Origin of the sequence: Alteraurantiacibacter aquimixticola (assembly GCF_004965515.1) — a bacterium.
Lineage (GTDB): Bacteria > Pseudomonadota > Alphaproteobacteria > Sphingomonadales > Sphingomonadaceae > Alteraurantiacibacter > Alteraurantiacibacter aquimixticola.
The window spans coordinates 105,493-122,231 of the sequence record NZ_SSHH01000004.1 but is presented as its reverse complement, the minus strand read 5'-3'; the positions used below and the strand labels follow the sequence as shown (position 1 = coordinate 122,231).

The following is a 16,739-nucleotide window of genomic DNA, read 5'->3' as shown; positions in this document are numbered from 1 at the left end:
CTCAGGCGATCTCGGCTTCGCGCTGCGCGGCCAGTTCCTTCCATGCGGCGATGAACAGGCCCGCCACCAGCGGGCCGAGCACGATGCCCGAAAGGCCCAGCGCGGCAATGCCGCCCAAAGTCGTCACCAGAATCATCCAGTCGGGAATGCCCGTGTCGCGGCCCACCAGGATCGGGCGCAGCACATTGTCGGCCATACCGATCACCGCGACGCCCGATACGATCACCAGCACGCCCTGCCAGATCTCGCCAATCGCCAGCAGGTAGATCGCCGCCGGCACCCAGACGAGTGCGGGGCCAAGCGCGGGCAGCAGCGAGCAGATCGCCATGATCACGGCGAACAGGATCGCCGATGGCACGCCCGCGATCCAGAAGGTGATCCCGCCCAGCGCGCCTTGCACCAGCCCGACCACCACCGATCCCTTGATCGTGGCGCGCACGATGGTGAGGAAACGTTCGGCCATGCGCGCCGTGATGTCCGCATCCATCGGCATGGCGGCGAGCACGCGCGGCGCAAGCGCCTTGCCGTCTCGCAGCAGGAAGAAGGTGACGTAGAGGCCGACGCCGAAAGCCAGCACCCAGCCGAACACGCCGCCGCCAATGGCGAGAGCATGGCGCGCGATCAGCCCCACGCTCTGTTCGGCGAATTCCTGCGCGCGTTCGGTGACGGCGGCGAGATTGCCAAAGCCGGATTCGGTGAGCGAGGATTGCACGCTTGCAGGAAGCGCGGCGATCACCTGGTCGAGCCATCCGGCCACGTCGATCCGCCCCTCGCGAAAGGCGGTGAACACGCCCACCGCCTCATCCACCACCATGCTGCCGATAATGATCGAGGGGATGATGACCGCGACGGTGATCACCAGGAGGGACAGGATCGCCGCCTGGTTCTCCCGTCCCTTCCGCCAGGCCAGCATGCGCTGGTAGAGCGGCTGGAACATGATCGCAGCCAGCGTCGCCCACAGGAGCGGCGCGACGAAGGGCCAGACCACCGCCAGCATGGCGGCGCTGACAAGGGCGAGGAAAAGCAGGAAGCCGCCGCGCTCTATCGCCTTGGTCTGTCCTGCCTCTGCCATGTCCTCCCCCTTGGATGCGATCAGATATCGAGGTTCGCCACGTTCAGCGCCCCAAGCGGTTCTCGATATCGTCAGATATCGAGATTAGCGACATTGAGGGCGTTGTCCTGGATGAACTCGCGGCGCGGTTCGACCACATCGCCCATCAGGCGGGTGAAGATCTCGTCCGTAACGTCGGCATCCTCGACCTTCACCTGCAGCAGCACGCGGACATCGGGATCGAGCGTGGTCTCCCACAGCTGGTCCGCATTCATCTCGCCCAGACCCTTGTAGCGCTGGATCGACAGGCCCTTGCGCCCGGCGGCCATCACCGTATCGACCAGCTGGGTGGGCAGGATGATCGCATCCTCCGCGACGACGGTGGGGGTCTCGGCCTCCTCAGCCTCGTCCTCAGTCTCGGGTTGGGCTTCGGTCTCGGCGCTGGAGCGGACCAGCCGCACGGGCGAGGCATAGACGCCGCCCTGCTCCTCGGCGCGGGCATGGAGCTTGCGCGCCTCGGCACTGTCGAGGAACTTGGGCTCGATCAGATGCGCGTCGGTGACGCCGCGCCACACGCGGTCGAAGCGGACATAGCCCTCCTCGGTCATGCGGCCCGACCACTCGGCCTCGGCGTCGCCCAGCTGCAAATGCGCGGCGGCCTTCTCGATCAGCGGAGTCCGCTCGGCGGCGGATAGGCCCGGGGTCAGCGCGCCGGCCAGCGCCATCGCCTCGACCACCGGCAGCTCGTATTTGCGCGGCACGAAGGCGAGCGTGTTCTTGAAGCGAAGCGCCTTGGCGACCACGTCGTCCAGATCGGAGCCGCTGCGCGCGCCGCCTGCCGTTTCCAGCACGCGGTTCTGCAGGCCCGCTTCGACCAGGTAGCGATCGAGCGCGGCCTGGTCCTTCAGGTAAACCTCGCTACGGCCCTTGGCGACTTTGTAGAGCGGCGGCTGGGCGATGTAGAGGTGCCCGGCCTTGATGATCTCCGGCATCTGCCGGTGGAAGAAGGTCAGCAGCAGCGTGCGGATATGCGCGCCGTCGACGTCGGCGTCGGTCATGATCACGATCTTGTGATAGCGCAGCTTTTCGAGGTTGAACTCGTCGCGCAGGCCCGTGCCCATCGCCTGGATCAGCGTGCCGACTTCCTTCGAGCTAATGATCCGGTCGAAGCGCGCACGCTCGACATTGAGGATCTTGCCCTTCAGCGGCAGGATCGCCTGCGTCTTGCGGTCACGGCCCTGCTTGGCGCTGCCGCCTGCCGAGTCACCCTCGACCAGGAAGATTTCGGACTTGGCCGGATCGCGTTCCTGGCAATCGGCGAGCTTGCCGGGGAGCGAGGCCACCGACATCGCGCCCTTGCGGCTCATTTCGCGCGCCTTGCGGGCGGCTTCGCGCGCGGCGGCGGCATCGATGATCTTCTGGATGATCGACTTCGCGTCGGCCGGGTTTTCCTCCAGCCATTCGGTCATCTTCTCGCCCATCAGGCTTTCCAGCGGCTGGCGCACTTCGGAGCTGACCAGCTTGTCCTTGGTCTGGCTGGAGAACTTGGGGTCGGGCAGCTTGACCGAGACGATCGCGGTCAGGCCTTCGCGCATGTCCTCACCCGAAAGCGTGACCTTTTCCTTCTTCAGGAGGCCTGCGGCGTTGGCGTAATTGTTCAGCGTGCGCGTCAGGGCGGCGCGGAAGGCCGCGATATGCGTGCCGCCGTCGCGCTGCGGGATGTTGTTCGTGAAGGCGAGGACGTTCTCGTAATAGGAATCGTTCCATTCCAGCGCCACGTCGATCCCGATGCCTTCCTTTTCCGCGGAAACGGAGATCGGCTCGGCAATCAGCGCCTGCTTGTTGCGGTCGAGCCATTTCACGAAAGCCGCGATGCCGCCTTCGTAGAACATGTCATGCTCGGCCACTTCCTCGTGCCGGTTGTCGCGGATGAGGATGCGCACGCCCGAATTGAGGAAGGCGAGCTCGCGATAGCGGTGCTCCAGCTTGTCGAAATCGAATTCGATGACGTTCTTGAAGGTCTCCTCACTGGCCTTGAAGGTGACGCGGGTTCCCTTCTTGAAGCCGTTGTCGTCGGGGTTCCGGTCCACCTTGGGCGCATCGCCACGCACTTCCAGCGGGGCGACGGCATCGCCATGCTCGAAGCGCATCCAGTGCTCCTTGCCCTCGCGCCAGATGACCAGTTCCAGCCATTCGGACAACGCGTTCACGACGGAGACGCCCACGCCGTGGAGGCCGCCCGAGACCTTGTAGGCATTGTCGTCGCTGGTGTTCTCGAACTTACCGCCGGCATGCAGCTGGGTCATGATGACCTCTGCCGCCGACACGCCTTCTTCCTTGTGCATGCCCACGGGGATGCCGCGGCCATTGTCCTCGACCGAGACGGAGCCATCGGCATTCAGTTCGATCAGCACCAGGTCGCAATGGCCCGCCAGCGCCTCGTCGATCGCGTTGTCGGACACCTCGAACACCATGTGGTGCAGGCCCGATCCATCGTCCGTATCGCCGATATACATGCCGGGACGCTTGCGCACTGCGTCGAGGCCCTTGAGGACCTTGATGCTGTCGGCGCCATATTCGCCCATGCGCTTGCCGGAATCGGGGGTATTTTCGGTATTGTCAGTCATCCAGCACATATAGGGACGACAGGCCCGATTCCCAAGCAATCCGCCCCTTGCGCACCGCTGTTTTCCACGGCGGCAGGCAGGCGCTGGCGGTAGCCATTTTCACATGTTCGCGACGACCGGCGCCGGGCGGGCTTTGTCACGGCGATCGATGCGATCCTGCCGACGCTGCCTGACTTCGTTGCTGCGGGTTAGCTTGCCCGCTTCCGCTCGTTCAGCCGGGGGAGGGCGAAGGCGGCAATATCGCCCGAATAGCGGGACATTGCCGCCTGTTCCCCGGTGCCGGGCTGGCCGTTGCGCAGCGCGGTTTCGAGGTCCTTGGCCGCAATGGCCACCCGGTACAATCCGAGCGCTCCGGCCTGCGACACGATCTTGTGCGCCGTCGCCTCCAGCTGCGGGTCGCCGGGCGAGGCGGCCGCCACCTCGCGCACCATGGCGTCGAGCACTTGCAGATGGTGATGCAGCTTCTCCGGCGGAAGGATCGCGGCGATGCGGGTGAAGACCTCGGCATCGAAGGGCTGCTCGCTCTCCTCCTGCAAGCCGGATGCGGCGCTTGGGCGCTCGTCAGCTCCAAGGGCAAGCTGGATCGCCTTTTCCAGCGGCGCCTGCCGGATCGGCTTGGCGACATGCCCGTCCATTCCGGCATCGAGATAGCTGCGCACCTGTTCGGGCAGGATATTGGCCGTCATCGCCAGGATCGGAACCGCTCCGCGCGGTCCCGCGAAGGAACGGATGCGGCGCGTGACTTCCAGGCCGTCCATGCCGGGCATCTGGATATCCATCAGGATGAGGTCGAAATCGCGCGCCGATGCAAGCTCGAGCGCGGCAAGGCCGCTCGCGGCGGCAATTACCCGGTGGCCCGCCTTCGCCAGCATGGCGCAGGCGATCTCCTGGTTCATCGGCAGGTCCTCCACCAGCAGGATCTGCGCCTTGCGGGCAGGTTCGCTTTCGGGCGGCGCCTCCAGGCTAAGGCTGGCGGATACGGGAAGCTCGACTGTCACGGTGAAGATGGTGCCGACGCCTTCCTCGCTCTCGACCTCGATCGTGCCCTCCATGGCGCGCATGAGACGGCTGCAGATCGCCAGGCCGAGGCCGCTTCCGCCGAACTTCTTTGCGATCCCGCTGTCGGCCTGGACGAAGGGATCGAACAGCCGATCCCTGAATTCGGCCGGAATACCGATGCCGGTGTCGCGCACCGAAATGGCAATGCGGTCCCGTCCTTCTAACGTGCCGATGCGCTTTGCGGCGAGTTGGATGCTGCCCGAATGGGTGAATTTCACCGCATTGTTGAGCAGGTTCAGCAGGACTTGCCGCAGCCTGTCGCCATCGCCCGAATAATAGGCCGCGAGTTCCGGATCGATGGTGAGTTCGGCGTGGAGGTGTTTCTCGTCGATCATCGGCCTGAGGATCGACATGCACTGGTCGAGCATCGGCTCCAGCGCGAAAGGCTCGCAGTGGAGTTCCAGTCTGCCCGCCTCGAGCCGCGAATAGTCGAGGATATCGTCCACCAGTGTCAGCAGCATCGATCCGGCGGTCTGGATCAGGCTGACCTGGCGGTGCTGCGAGGGGTCGAGCGTCCTGTTGTCGAGCAGGATGTCGGCAAAACCGATCACGCTGTTGAGCGGCGTGCGGATTTCATGGCTCATTGCGGCGACGAAGTCCGCCTTCGCCTGTGCTGCGGCGCGCGCTTTCCTTTCCATCCGGGTCATCTGCCGGGCCCAGGCGCGTGTCCGGCGAATGAGCAGGAACAGCGATCCGGCTAGGAGGAGGATAGCGAAGGCATTGGCGGCGAGGTTGCCTTTCAGCCAAAGATCGGCCTTGGACTGGCTGGAGGTAACGAAATTGTAGGACCGCATCTCGATCTCGTCGATCCGCCGCAGGAAGGCCTCGCGGGCCAGCTGCAACTCGCGGCTGCTGTCCACTGCCCTCGCCTCGTCGATCCGGCCCTCGGCCACCAGCGCCGCCTGCCTGTCCTCCACCGCCCGCAAAGCGCCCTCGGCGCTGTAGGCGTTGCGAAAGGCGATGCGGTTTTCCGGCAGTTCGATGGCACGCTCCAGCTTCAGGAGGCTGTCCTGGAGGTGCTGCTGCAGGGACAGGCCCTGCTCCAGATAGGCGGGATCACCCGTCGCAATGGCGAGATCGAGCGCGCTTTCCTTCTGCGCGCTGAAGAAGACCACTTCCTGCGTCGCGCTGAGGACATCGAGCTGGGAGCTGGTGATCGTGCGTATCCGCTCGCTCATCATCAGGTTCAGCGCAAGGCCGGCGGTCCCGACCAGCAGGATAGCGGCCAGGACGAGCGCCATGGCCGATTTCGGGAAGGAAGGTGTGGAAGCGTCGGTCATGTGCGCCGACTCCTGGGCATGGTCCACCCGCTGTCAGCCGGCCCGGCGAAGGCCTGGCGGCAACAGCGCTTCGACATGCACGATCAGCTTTTCCGGATCGACCGGTTTGTACAGGTAATCATCCGCGCCCGCCTGGTAGGCGATCATCTCGTCTTCGCGCGCGGCCCTGCCGGTCAGCATCATGACGGGGACGTCGATTCCCGGCGTCGAGCGGACTTCGCGCAATGCGATGATGCCCGCCTTTCCGGGCATTGAGCAATCGAGGATCAGCAAGTCGGGCTGCTTGTTCTTCACCACGGCTTTTACATCGACCCCGTCGGGCAGGGCGCCAACCACGTGACCCAGGGGTTCGAGCACCGCGCGGACGAGATCGACAAAGAACTCGTCATCGTCGGCAATGATGATGCGGGCCATTTATGTTCCTATTGTCTTGCCCAGCGCGACCATGCGGGGCCAAGATGCATTATATACAGCCGGTTTGGTTAACGCCGTGTTGAGAAATTTTGCGATTTGAAGGAGGTCGGCGAAACGCCCGAACGCAAACGGCCGCCCGATCGCTCGGGCGGCCGTTGTGCTGTGTCGCTTTGTCCGTTCTGTCTCAGGCGATCCAGATCGTCGGATAGGGCAGGCGGGCGACGCTATCGAGATAGGCCTTGAAGAGGCGCGCTGCGAAGGTCTTCATTGTAGTTGCTCCGTTAGGAAGGAGGTCGATCAGACGATGATCGCGTTCAGCATGGTGGCGCTGACGGTCATTGCGGCGATCGAGGCGATGAGGGTGGTTGCGAGATTGCGCATGGTATGTGCTCCAGTCCGGGGAGGGTTGGGAGAGAGGGGTTCCCCGGGTTCGAAGGCTACATATGCGCGCAAGAAAATTGTGCAATTGCGAAGAATTCGACAACTGTTGCAAGTTTTGCAATTAAACTTTTGCAAGCTGTTTCAAGGTGTTGCCGGCGGATCGGCTGGGTGGGAGAGGAGAGAGCCCAGCCGGTCCGCCGACGAACCTGTCAGCGCTGGCTTAGCGCAGCAGCGCCAGCTCCATGCCCGCTGCCTTGCGTGCGGCCAGGATGGCTTCGGCTTCGGCGCGCGCATCGGTGATGCATACAGCGTAGAGCGACCAGCCCTTCAGGTCGCGGATGAAGGGCTTTTCGCAGGCGTTTTCCGCGGCAAGCTGGATCATCCGTTCTTCCGTCATCGGGGCGGTGATGGTGATGCGGCCGCCGTCGCCGTTCTCGATGATCAGCGGCATGGTCTGCGCAGCGGCGGGCGCCGCAGCGAGAAGGGCGAGAGTGGTGAAAATTGCGGTCTTCATGGCGTTTGTTCCATTTCTTTCAAAAAGGGTCAGACGCCTTTCGGTTCATCCCGACCGGATGGCTTCCGGCGCTGTTCTTTCGTGTATTGTTGTGCACTGCACAATTGAATTGTGCAAATGCGAAAACAGCGACATATGTTGCGGAAATTGCAAGAGAGTTCTTAATCCGGCTTTCACAATCCCGGCGCCATTCTTGCTTAAGGTGCCGGAGTTGCAGCCTTTCTCCGCAAGCCCTTGCCAGCCTGTGTCCGACAAACAAAAACGGCCGCCCGAAGGCGGCCGTTCGCTGTGTTGATGTGCTGGTGCGCCGAAGCGTTTAGCGCATGGCGATCGTATCTTCCTGTGCCCGTGCCAGCTCGAGCTGGCGAAGTTCCTCGACTTCCTCGGTGGCGAGTGCGATCAGTTCTTCGCGGCAGATGGTCCTTGCCCGGCCAAACACGTCGCTCGCAGAGCTGTTGCGACGGCAAGCCGAACGCGCGGCGCGTTCGATGCGGGCCTGGATCTCGGCCAGATCCTGCTCGTTATTGACGTCGAGGCCGGTGATGTCGATTTCGATGGTCACATCGCCCGCTGCCGCAGCCGGAGCTGCCAGGCCTGCAGTCGCGATGGCGGCGAGAAGAGTAAGTGCTGTCTTACGCATGATATGATCCCTTGGTTGCGGTAATTGTACCGCCTAGTCAGTTCATCCCCGTTTGAACTTATCGTCGGCGATTGTGCACAAGCGAAGGGGTTGCTGCAATTGCGAAGGTCGCCACGAGTGTTGCGGTAATTGCACCTGCGGTTTTTACCGAAATGTAAGGATTCGCGCGTTGCAGTGTATCGCAGTGGCGCATCGGCTGGACAGCGCGGCCCATAGCGGGCAAGCGCTCTGCGCATGGACGCAGAACATCTCCCCGATTCCATCCTTATCGTCGATTTCGGCAGCCAGGTGACCCAGCTGATCGCGCGCCGCGTGCGCGAAGCGGGCGTCTATTCCGAGATCGCGCCCTTCAGCCTGGCCGAAGAGGCATTCCACCGGATGAAGCCCAAGGGCATCATCCTGTCGGGCTCTCCCGCCAGCGTTCCCGAAGAGGGCAGCCCCCGCGCTCCGGACGTGTTGTTCGAAGCGGGCGTGCCGATCCTCGGTATCTGTTATGGCCAGCAGGTGATGAGCCACCAGCTCGGCGGCGAAGTGCGCCCCGGCCACGAGACCGGCGAAGGTGGCGAGTTCGGCCGTGCCTTCCTCACCGTCACCAAGTCCTGCGCGCTGTTCGATGGCCTCTGGGCCGAAGGCGAGCGTCACCAGGTGTGGATGAGCCATGGCGACAAGGTCACCAAATTCGCTCCCGGCTTCGAGATCGTCGCCACCAGCGACGGCGCGCCCTTCGCGGTGATCGCGGATGAGAGCCGCCAGTTCTACGGCACGCAGTTCCACCCCGAAGTCGTCCACACACCCGATGGCGGCAAGCTGCTGGCCAATTTCGTGCACAAGGTTTGCGGCCTTGCGGGCGACTGGACCATGGCCGCCTATCGCGAAACGAAGGTTGCCGAAATCCGCGCGCAAGTGGGTGACGGCAAGGTGATTTGCGGCCTGTCCGGCGGCGTCGATTCCTCCGTCGCTGCCATCCTGATCCATGAGGCGATCGGCGATCAGCTGACCTGCGTCTTCGTCGACCACGGCCTGCTGCGCCTCAATGAACGCGAGCAGGTGGAGAGCCTGTTCCGCGACCATTACAATATCCCGCTCGTCGTGGTGGATGCGGAGGAACGCTTCATGGCGGGCCTCGCCGGCGTCACCGACCCGGAAAAGAAGCGCAAGTTCATTGGCGCAGAATTCATCAATGTGTTCGAGGAAGAGGCGGAAAAGATCGGCGGGGCGGACTTCCTTGCGCAAGGCACGCTCTATCCCGACGTGATCGAGAGCGTCTCCTTCACCGGCGGACCTTCGGTGACGATCAAGAGCCACCACAATGTTGGCGGCCTGCCCGAGCGGATGAACATGAAGCTGGTCGAGCCGCTTCGCGAGCTGTTCAAGGACGAGGTGCGCGAACTGGGCCGCGAGCTGGGCCTCAACGAGCTGTTCGTCGGCCGCCACCCCTTCCCCGGCCCCGGCCTCGCCATCCGCATCCCGGGCGAGGTGAGCAAGGAGCGCTGCGACATATTGCGCAAGGCCGATGCGATCTATCTCGACGAGATCCGCAAGGCAGGCCTCTATGACGCGATCTGGCAGGCATTCGCCGTGCTGCTGCCGGTCAAGACCGTGGGCGTGATGGGCGACGGGCGCACCTATGATTCGGTCTGCGGCCTGCGCGCCGTGACCAGCACCGACGGCATGACGGCAGACGTCTATCCCTTCGACCCGCACTTCCTGACCGGTTGCGCCACGCGCATCGTCAATGAAGTGCAGGGCATCAACCGCGTGGTCTACGACTATACGTCCAAACCGCCGGGGACGATCGAGTGGGAGTGAACCGCGACTGGTTTACTCCGCGACGGTAGGAGCCGCGGCACAACAGCACATGTCTGGCCTGCTCCCCCTCGATGATCCCCGTACCGACCAGCTGCGCCGCATCCATGCCGCGCTGATCGAGCGGTTCGGGCGGATTGTCAGGCCGCCGGACAAGCGGCGCTCTCCCGAATGGACGCTGGTGCAGGGCGTGGTCGGCGCGCAGACGCGGACGGCGATTTCCAACCGCTCCACCGATGCGCTGCTGGAGCGCTACGGATCGTGGGACGCGGTCGCCGATGTGCCGGTGGAGGAGCTGGAGGCGATGCTGGTCGAGCAGACCTTTCCGCGCGTCTCCGCCGAACGCCTGCTGGCTTGCTTCAATGCCATCCGCGAACAGCGCGGCAGCGTGACGCTCACCCATCTCTCCAACCAGCCGACCGAGGAGGCGATGGCGTGGCTGGAGGCGCTGCCGGGCGTGGCGCGCAAGATCAGCGCGCAGGTGATGAATACCAGCACGTTCAATCGCCCGGTCATGGTGATCGAGGGGCACCACCGCCGCACCATGGCCCGCCTCGGGCTGGTGCCGGAAAAGGCAGATACTTTGCGCTGCTATCAGATCCTGATGCCGGTCTTCCCGCCCGAATGGACCTCCGCCGACATGGACGAGCATCATTTGCTGCTGAAGAAGCTGGGGCAGAACCACTGCCGCCCGCGCTTCCTCGATTGCCCGAATTGCCCGGTGCTGGCCGAGTGCCGCACGGGGGCAGAGCGCGTCAGTCGAGCGGGATGAAGCGGCCCGCCGCGCGGTCCTTTTTCACCTTCACTCCGTTGAATACCTGCCCGCTCATGGCAATCCACACGCCGGGGCTTGCCGTCTGTGCGGCGGCGAAGGCCATGCCGAGATTGAAGGGCGCATCGGTTTCGGCAAAGCGCGCAGGCGAAAGCGCGCCTGTCAGCACGATCACCTTGTCCGGCACGTCGGCCAGCGCCTTGGCTGTCTCGGTCATCGTGTCGGTTCCATGCGTGATGACGATGCGGCTCTCCGGCGCCTCGCGCACGGCGGCGGCGATCAGGGTGCGGTCGGCATCGGTCAGTTCCAGGCTGTCCTTGCGCATCAGCTCGACCACGCGGAAGGGCAGTGCCACGCGCGCCTCCTTCAGCAGGTCGGGAATGCCGCTGTCGGTGATCTGGTATTCACTCAGCGCGTCGAAATAGTTCTTGTCGATCGTGCCGCCGGTGGTGAGGACGAGGATGGGGTCTGCGCTCATGCCTTCGCCCATACTCCGCTCAGGCGGGAGGTAAAGCGCTCAGGCCGCTGGCTTGCCCCGCAAGGCCATGACGAGGCCGATCAGCAGGATGATGCCCGGATAGGCGAGCGTGATCATCCCCATCGTGCCATTGGCGAAGGGCACGATATACCAGAAGAACCACATGGCCGCCGCCCAGACCGCGATCCCGGCGGCATAGGCCTTCACCGGAGCGCCTGCGAAGGGATTGGCGAAGAGGCTGTTGTAATGCTCGCCCGCAGCAGCACCCTCGCCATCGGCAAGCCCGCCGCCATCGGCGCCGCTTTTCAGCACGCCCGCGTAATAGGGAAGATGCGCCAGCATGAGCAACGCGTTCAAGGCCAGGACGGCGAGTGCGAGGAATGCGATCAGCGGAGCGCCCTCGAGTACAAGTGCGATATAGGCGGCGCAGACATGCACCGGCATCACCGCCGCCAGTGCAAAGGGCGTCATACGGTTGACGATCAGCAGCACCCCGCCCGCCAGCTGGATGAACTTGGCAACGGCGAGGAGGCCGCTGGCGGTGAAGACCTCGACCAGCCGTATAGCCATCGGATCGCTCCATTCGCGATCGGGCATGAAGGGCATGAGGTTGGGCAGGAACCAGTCGAGCGCGGTGACGACCAGCACGACGCCCAGGAGGATGCGCAGGGAGGCAAAGATGCTCATGCCTGCACCTCCATCGGCGAACCCTCAACTTCGCTTGAGCTTGCCTGCCAGGGCCATTGCGGCTGCGCCTCACGGGCGAAGAAGTCGCGATAGCTGCCCCAATAGGCGGCGAGCAGCACCAGGTTGCAGCCGACCACTGCCCAGCCATAGACGGCGGAGGCCGTCCACCAGCCCTGCAATTCGGTATCCCAGTACCAGACGGTGAAGCTGACCGGCAGCACCATGATCAACGCCAGCGGCACGCGCCAGCCAACCAGCAGCATCACGCCCGCAAGCAGTTCCACCGCCTTCACCAGCGTGAACAACCCGCTGTTGAGCAATGCGGTGAAGACCGCGATGGACAGCGGCTCGTTCCCCAGCGGCTGGGGGTAAAGCTGGTAGAAATGGTTGAGGCCCGCCGGGATCATCCACCCGGCATAGACAAGGCGCACGAACCAAACGGCATATCGCAGGACCATCGCATCCCCTCCGCTCCGTGGCGGGCCGCTCTGTTGGCGGCTCCGCTGGAGGGGGGAGACTAGGCGCGCCTGGTCACGCTGGCAATCCGCCTGTGGCCGGGTCAGCCGTTGGCTGCGTCTGCCTTGGTGTAGGGCACGAAGTCCTCAAGGAACAGCGCGCCGGTGGTGAAGCCCGAATAGCGATCCACGGTACGGATCACGTCCTGACGGCACAGCTGGCTGCCGAAGCGTTCGATGATCGGCACATCCCAATCGCGCAGGCGTTCGGGCCGGGTGGCCCGTGCGACATAGATCGTGTCGCCCGCATCATAGACCACGCCGACATAGGGAATGACCTGGATCCGGTTGGAGCGAATGGCGGTGATGCAGCTCTGCGGGTCGCCCGCAACGCGGCCTTCGATCATTTCGGCAAGGCGAGCTTCGTTGCGTTCCTGGCGGGTTTCGGCCTGGGCCGCAGTGGCGCCAAGCGCAAGGGCTGTCGTCGCGGCGGCAATGGTCAGAAATTTCTTCATCTCGTATTCTCCCATTGATGGGAGAATGTCACATGCGACCCCTGAACGGAAGCTGACCGGTCCGTCCCGCAGCGATCAGGCAGCCTTGCTGTCCGCCGGACCGCCCTTCAGCACGAAACGCCGGTCGCAATAGCCGCAATCGACATACCCCTTCTCGTCGATCTCCATCCACACGCGCGGATGGCCCAGCGATGCGGAGCGGAAGTTTTCGCCATTGCGGATATCGCCTGCGCCATCGCACCAGGCGCGGGCGGTTTCGACTAGTGTGGTCTCGGGAGTGTCGCTCATGCCGCGTGCCCTATCGCGCGCGTGCGATTCAGGCAATATCGCGCGTGGGCCACAGGCTGTCGGGAGGGCTTTACGCGGCCCTCGCGACACGCCAGAGAGCATGGCCATGTCCGACACACCCCCCGCCATCGAAATCCGCGACGTCGTCAAGCGCTATGCCGGCTCCAAGGGAGCAGAGCCCAAGCTGGCGCTGAAGGGCCTCTCGCTCGACATTCCGCAAGGCGGCGTGTTCGGCCTGCTCGGCCCCAATGGCGCTGGCAAGTCCACGCTGATCAACATCATGGCGGGCACGGTGAACAAGACCGGCGGCACGATCCGGATCTGGGGCCACGATATCGACGAGGACAGCCGCAATGCGAAGCTGTCCATCGGCATCGTGCCGCAGGAGATCATCTTCGATCCCTTTTTCACACCTTTCGAGGTGCTGGAGAACCAGGGCGGCATGTATGGCATTGCCAAGGCGCTCAGGCGCTCGGACGAATTGCTGCGCGCAGTGCGGCTGGAGGACAAGCGCAACGCATATGCGCGCACGCTGTCGGGCGGGATGAAGCGCCGCCTGCTGATCGCCAAGGCCATGGTCCATTCGCCGCCCATCCTCGTGCTGGACGAGCCGACCGCGGGCGTCGATGTCGAACTGCGCAAGCAGCTGTGGGAGCTGGTCGGCGAATTGAATGCCGAAGGCGTGACCGTGGTGCTCACCACCCACTATCTCGAAGAGGCGGAGCAGCTTTGCGACCGCATCGCCATCATCAATCATGGCGAGCTGATCACCAACAAGCCCACGCGCGAACTGGTGGGCATGATGGGTGAGAAGATCGTCGCCGTCACGGTGGACAAGGACATCGCCGAAATGCCCTCCGACCCGCGCTTCCGCAAATGCGAGGCGGTGGGTGAGCGGGTGATCGAGGTGACCTATGACAAGGCGGAAATGACCGCCGGACAGGTGCTTGCCCGCCTGCAGGAACAGGGCTTTACCATCGAGGATGTCTCCACCCGTGAGGCGGACCTGGAAGACGTTTTCGTGCAGCTGACCAGCGCAGTCGAGGCGGCCTGACGCACTAGCTGCGGCAATCGCAAGAACCGGGAAGAATCGCTCGCGCCACCGGGCTAGACCGCTCCGCCTGAAAGGAGCGGCCCCATGGCGAAATTGCTGGCGATCTTTGCGGGCGCCTTCCTGCTTCTGGCCCCAGTGGCCCTGTGGCCCTATGCCCCGGCTTGCTAGGGCCGCAACGCGAAAACCTTGCCGCCAGCCGCCTGCTTCGCCATGACGCGGGCATGACACAGCAGCACGACGTCCTTGTTATCGGTTCCGGCGCGGCCGGGCTCACCGCCGCGCTTTCGCTGGCGACGAAGCATAAGGTGCTGGTGCTGGCCAAGGGCAAGCTCACCAGCGGCTCCACCGCATGGGCGCAGGGCGGGATCGCCGCCGTGCTCGATGCGGGCGACACGTTCGAAGACCATATCCGCGACACGATGGTGGCCGGCGCCGGCCTCAACGATCTCGAGACGGTGGAATTCGTGATCGAGCGTGCGCCCGCCGCGATCGACCGGCTGTGCGAGCTGGGCGTGCCTTTCAACCGCGATGAGGGCGAGGGGCTTCACCTCACGCGCGAGGGCGGGCATTCGCATCGCCGCATCGTGCATGTCCACGATGCCACCGGCTGGGCGGTGCAGGCTGCGCTGCTGAAGGCGGCAGAGGAAAATCCCAACATCACCCTGCTGCCGCATCGCAGCTGCATCGACCTCATCACCGGCAGGCATGAGGCGAAATATTCGGGCAGCGGCCGAGTGTGGGGCGCCTATGCGCTGGATGAGGAGACCGGCAAGGTCGAAGCCCATGTCGCGCGCGCCACGGTGATGGCGGCGGGCGGTGCGGGGCGCTGCTACCTCTTCTCCACCGCGCCGCGCGGCGCGACGGGTGACGGGATCGCCATGGCCTGGCGCGCAGGCGCGCGCGTCTCAAACATGGAGATGATGCAGTTCCACCCGACCTGCCTCTACAATCTGGAGGTCAAGAACTTCCTCATTACCGAGGCGGTGCGTGGCGAGGGCGGGCATCTGCTCCACCCCGAAACCGGCCATCGTTTCATGGTCGATTACGACCCGGAGCGGATGGAACTCGCCCCGCGCGACGTGGTTGCCCGTGCGATCGACGATCAGATCAAGCGCTTCGGCCTCGACTACGTCCATCTCGATATCAGCCACCAGAAGCCAGATTTCGTGACCGGGCACTTTCCGACCATCCATGAAAAGCTGATGGGCCTCGGCATCGACATGACGAAACAGCCGATCCCGGTCGTGCCCGCGCAGCATTATACGTGCGGCGGGATCGTTATCGGGCTCGATGCGCGCAGCGACCTGCCGGGGCTATGGGCGGCGGGCGAATGCACCGAAAGCGGGTTGCACGGCGCCAACCGCCTCGCTTCCAACTCCCTGCTCGAATGTTTCGTGTTCGGCGAAGCGGCGGCGCAGGACATCCTTGCCGCCTGGGACAGCTTGCCCGAGGTGCCTTCAGTGCGCGAATGGGATGAAAGCCGCGTGACCGATTCCGACGAGGAAGTGGTCATCAAGCAGAACTGGACCGAGATTCGCCGCTTCATGTGGAACTATGTCGGCATTGTGCGCACCACCAAGCGGCTTGAGCGCGCGGCGCACCGGATCAAGCTGCTGGGCAGCGAGATTGACGATTATTACGGCCACTTCCGCGTGACCACCGACCTGATCGAACTGCGCAACCTCCACCAATGCGCCGAACTGATCGTCGGCAGCGCGCTCAAGCGGCATGAGAGCCGCGGGCTGCATTATACGCTCGATTATCCGGGGCTGGCGGAGGAGCCGGCGGATACTGTGCTGGTGCCTTAAAAGCGGGCGCTCAGCCTTGTCCATATTGTGCTGCCAGCGCCTCGCCCACGCGGCCGATCAGCTCCAGCGGCAGGGGTTCTGCATGAGGGAAGGAGAGGTTGCCCTTGGGGCCGCGCCACTGCGCCAGTTCCGCGACCAGCGCGGGCGGGGCGGTAACCGGCGGGTAGATGCCGATATGCTGCTTGAAGGCGGCGAAATAGGCGATCACCCGGCCCTTGCGCAGCGCCGGCATCTTGTAGGCGACGACGCGCTCGGTACCCGGAATGCGCGCCTCCAGCTCGGAACGGATGGCTGTCAGCCGTTCGCGCAGTTCCGGAGAAAGCGTGGCGAAATAGGCCGCATGCGGATCGGCCGCCATGGTGCGGCGATCAATCCATCATCCACAGGATCGCGAAGCTCAGGCCGGTGCCGATGAGGAACAGTATCCAGGACCAGTAAAGGTCGAAATAGAGACCGAACTCGCGAATCGCGATGTCGAAGCTGCGAATGTTAAGGAAGCCGCCAGTGGATCCGGCGGAGCCGATGAACATGCAGACAATGATGGTCAGGAAGATCCCGAAGGGGATCGCCTTCAGAAACGCAAAAACCATGCTTTGCCTCCTCGCTGAACCTTGTGATCCTTTACGTCTTACATAGTGTCGAAAGCATGCCGGCCGGTCCAGTCCCGGCAGCTACTTGCCCCCCATTATGCGCCCGCACGCGTGCCGCAGCGCAGCATTGTTGCGATCACGGATTCGAATGATTCACGGCTGTGGAACACACAGATTTTTTTCCGCAGAATCAACTTGGGGCTTGCGCTCGGCAAAACCCAAGCTTTGACCACGCGTCGCGGCGTATTGCATGGCTGACACACCGATAAAATCCACCCAATGCAATCAGTAAATAGGTCTTAACCCTCTTGCGTCCGGAA

The 16,739-nt window shown here is 63.9% G+C and carries 17 protein-coding genes; 4 read left to right on the top strand and 13 right to left on the bottom strand.

Annotation, left to right across the window (positions count from 1 at the left end; all coding sequences use genetic code 11):
* Position 1 precedes the first annotated feature (1 nt).
* The 6 genes from E5222_RS14255 to E5222_RS14230 all read right to left on the bottom strand — a co-directional run bounded on the left by E5222_RS14255 (position 2) and on the right by E5222_RS14230 (position 7,966).
* Complete coding sequence (locus tag E5222_RS14255; RefSeq protein WP_136694474.1) at positions 2 to 1,072, bottom strand: AI-2E family transporter; 1,071 nt, start codon at positions 1,070 to 1,072, stop codon at positions 2 to 4.
* Between the two features lie 71 nt (positions 1,073 to 1,143).
* Complete coding sequence (gene gyrB, locus E5222_RS14250; protein ID WP_136694473.1) at positions 1,144 to 3,678, bottom strand: DNA topoisomerase (ATP-hydrolyzing) subunit B; 2,535 nt, start codon at positions 3,676 to 3,678, stop codon at positions 1,144 to 1,146.
* A gap of 188 nt (positions 3,679 to 3,866) precedes the next feature.
* Entirely contained in the window at positions 3,867 to 6,017 is a 2,151-nt protein-coding gene (locus tag E5222_RS14245) for an ATP-binding protein (protein ID WP_136694472.1), read from the bottom strand.
* Between the two features lie 33 nt (positions 6,018 to 6,050).
* Entirely contained in the window at positions 6,051 to 6,431 is a 381-nt protein-coding gene (locus E5222_RS14240; protein WP_136694471.1) for a response regulator transcription factor, read from the bottom strand.
* A 601-nt stretch (positions 6,432 to 7,032) separates the two neighbouring features.
* Positions 7,033 to 7,326, bottom strand: a complete 294-nt coding sequence (locus E5222_RS14235) for a hypothetical protein (protein WP_136694470.1) — start codon at positions 7,324 to 7,326, stop codon at positions 7,033 to 7,035.
* Positions 7,327 to 7,642: 316 nt separating this feature from the next.
* On the bottom strand, positions 7,643 to 7,966 hold the full coding sequence (locus tag E5222_RS14230) for a UrcA family protein (protein WP_136694469.1): 324 nt from the start codon (positions 7,964 to 7,966) through the stop codon (positions 7,643 to 7,645).
* A gap of 234 nt (positions 7,967 to 8,200) precedes the next feature.
* Here E5222_RS14230 and guaA point away from each other — a divergent pair, with 234 nt between their 5' ends.
* Positions 8,201 to 9,775 (top strand): glutamine-hydrolyzing GMP synthase, encoded by a 1,575-nt coding sequence (gene guaA / locus E5222_RS14225; RefSeq protein WP_136694468.1) that lies wholly within the window; start codon positions 8,201 to 8,203, stop codon positions 9,773 to 9,775.
* Between the two features lie 49 nt (positions 9,776 to 9,824).
* On the top strand, positions 9,825 to 10,544 hold the full coding sequence (locus E5222_RS14220; RefSeq protein WP_136694467.1) for an endonuclease III domain-containing protein: 720 nt from the start codon (positions 9,825 to 9,827) through the stop codon (positions 10,542 to 10,544).
* Here the strand turns inward: E5222_RS14220 and E5222_RS14215 are convergent.
* From E5222_RS14215 to E5222_RS14195, 5 genes are all read right to left on the bottom strand, one after another.
* Complete coding sequence (locus E5222_RS14215; protein ID WP_136694466.1) at positions 10,528 to 11,022, bottom strand: asparaginase domain-containing protein; 495 nt, start codon at positions 11,020 to 11,022, stop codon at positions 10,528 to 10,530. The two genes, E5222_RS14220 and E5222_RS14215, sit on opposite strands and share 17 nt — an antisense overlap.
* A gap of 39 nt (positions 11,023 to 11,061) precedes the next feature.
* Positions 11,062 to 11,709 carry a hypothetical protein gene (locus E5222_RS14210; protein ID WP_136694465.1) on the bottom strand — a complete coding sequence of 216 codons (648 nt, stop codon included), beginning with the start codon at positions 11,707 to 11,709 and terminating at the stop codon, positions 11,062 to 11,064.
* On the bottom strand, positions 11,706 to 12,167 hold the full coding sequence (locus E5222_RS14205) for a hypothetical protein (protein ID WP_136694464.1): 462 nt from the start codon (positions 12,165 to 12,167) through the stop codon (positions 11,706 to 11,708). Before E5222_RS14205 ends, E5222_RS14210 begins: the two co-directional genes overlap by 4 nt.
* 101 nt (positions 12,168 to 12,268) lie before the next feature.
* Positions 12,269 to 12,679, bottom strand: coding sequence for a hypothetical protein (locus E5222_RS14200; protein ID WP_136694463.1), 411 nt, complete (start codon positions 12,677 to 12,679; stop codon positions 12,269 to 12,271).
* 75 nt (positions 12,680 to 12,754) lie between these two features.
* On the bottom strand, positions 12,755 to 12,967 hold the full coding sequence (locus tag E5222_RS14195; RefSeq protein WP_136694462.1) for a zinc-finger domain-containing protein: 213 nt from the start codon (positions 12,965 to 12,967) through the stop codon (positions 12,755 to 12,757).
* A gap of 106 nt (positions 12,968 to 13,073) precedes the next feature.
* On the opposite strand from E5222_RS14195, the gene E5222_RS14190 reads away from it, so the two are divergent.
* Positions 13,074 to 14,021, top strand: coding sequence for an ABC transporter ATP-binding protein (locus E5222_RS14190; protein WP_136694461.1), 948 nt, complete (start codon positions 13,074 to 13,076; stop codon positions 14,019 to 14,021).
* Positions 14,022 to 14,242: 221 nt separating this feature from the next.
* Positions 14,243 to 15,829 (top strand): L-aspartate oxidase, encoded by a 1,587-nt coding sequence (gene nadB / locus E5222_RS14185; protein WP_136694460.1) that lies wholly within the window; start codon positions 14,243 to 14,245, stop codon positions 15,827 to 15,829.
* 10 nt (positions 15,830 to 15,839) lie between these two features.
* Here the strand turns inward: nadB and E5222_RS14180 are convergent, their stop codons facing one another.
* Both E5222_RS14180 and E5222_RS14175 read right to left on the bottom strand, forming a co-directional pair.
* A complete protein-coding gene (locus E5222_RS14180) occupies positions 15,840 to 16,187 on the bottom strand; it encodes an iron chaperone (protein WP_136694459.1) in 348 nt (115 codons plus the stop codon).
* A gap of 10 nt (positions 16,188 to 16,197) precedes the next feature.
* The gene (locus E5222_RS14175; RefSeq protein WP_136694458.1) at positions 16,198 to 16,419 is read right to left on the bottom strand and encodes a hypothetical protein; all 222 of its coding nucleotides are present in this window, start codon (positions 16,417 to 16,419) and stop codon (positions 16,198 to 16,200) included.
* Between the last annotated feature and the right edge of the window lie 320 nt (positions 16,420 to 16,739).

What these genes read in the sequence shown, in the direction of transcription:
- E5222_RS14215 (WP_136694466.1), bottom strand. Translation starts at nt 11,022, where the DNA reads ATGAGCGCAGACCCCATCCTCGTCCTCACCACCGGCGGCACGATCGAC.
- E5222_RS14175 (WP_136694458.1), bottom strand. Translation starts at nt 16,419, where the DNA reads ATGGTTTTTGCGTTTCTGAAGGCGATCCCCTTCGGGATCTTCCTGACC.
- E5222_RS14235 (WP_136694470.1), bottom strand. Translation starts at nt 7,326, where the DNA reads ATGAAGACCGCAATTTTCACCACTCTCGCCCTTCTCGCTGCGGCGCCC.
- E5222_RS14200 (WP_136694463.1), bottom strand. Translation starts at nt 12,679, where the DNA reads ATGAAGAAATTTCTGACCATTGCCGCCGCGACGACAGCCCTTGCGCTT.
- E5222_RS14240 (WP_136694471.1), bottom strand. Translation starts at nt 6,431, where the DNA reads ATGGCCCGCATCATCATTGCCGACGATGACGAGTTCTTTGTCGATCTC.
- E5222_RS14220 (WP_136694467.1), top strand. Translation starts at nt 9,825, where the DNA reads ATGTCTGGCCTGCTCCCCCTCGATGATCCCCGTACCGACCAGCTGCGC.
- E5222_RS14195 (WP_136694462.1), bottom strand. Translation starts at nt 12,967, where the DNA reads ATGAGCGACACTCCCGAGACCACACTAGTCGAAACCGCCCGCGCCTGG.
- E5222_RS14245 (WP_136694472.1), bottom strand. Translation starts at nt 6,017, where the DNA reads ATGACCGACGCTTCCACACCTTCCTTCCCGAAATCGGCCATGGCGCTC.
- guaA (WP_136694468.1), top strand. Translation starts at nt 8,201, where the DNA reads ATGGACGCAGAACATCTCCCCGATTCCATCCTTATCGTCGATTTCGGC.
- E5222_RS14230 (WP_136694469.1), bottom strand. Translation starts at nt 7,966, where the DNA reads ATGCGTAAGACAGCACTTACTCTTCTCGCCGCCATCGCGACTGCAGGC.
- E5222_RS14210 (WP_136694465.1), bottom strand. Translation starts at nt 11,709, where the DNA reads ATGAGCATCTTTGCCTCCCTGCGCATCCTCCTGGGCGTCGTGCTGGTC.
- E5222_RS14255 (WP_136694474.1), bottom strand. Translation starts at nt 1,072, where the DNA reads ATGGCAGAGGCAGGACAGACCAAGGCGATAGAGCGCGGCGGCTTCCTG.
- E5222_RS14180 (WP_136694459.1), bottom strand. Translation starts at nt 16,187, where the DNA reads ATGGCGGCCGATCCGCATGCGGCCTATTTCGCCACGCTTTCTCCGGAA.
- E5222_RS14205 (WP_136694464.1), bottom strand. Translation starts at nt 12,167, where the DNA reads ATGGTCCTGCGATATGCCGTTTGGTTCGTGCGCCTTGTCTATGCCGGG.
- E5222_RS14190 (WP_136694461.1), top strand. Translation starts at nt 13,074, where the DNA reads ATGTCCGACACACCCCCCGCCATCGAAATCCGCGACGTCGTCAAGCGC.
- nadB (WP_136694460.1), top strand. Translation starts at nt 14,243, where the DNA reads ATGACACAGCAGCACGACGTCCTTGTTATCGGTTCCGGCGCGGCCGGG.
- gyrB (WP_136694473.1), bottom strand. Translation starts at nt 3,678, where the DNA reads ATGACTGACAATACCGAAAATACCCCCGATTCCGGCAAGCGCATGGGC.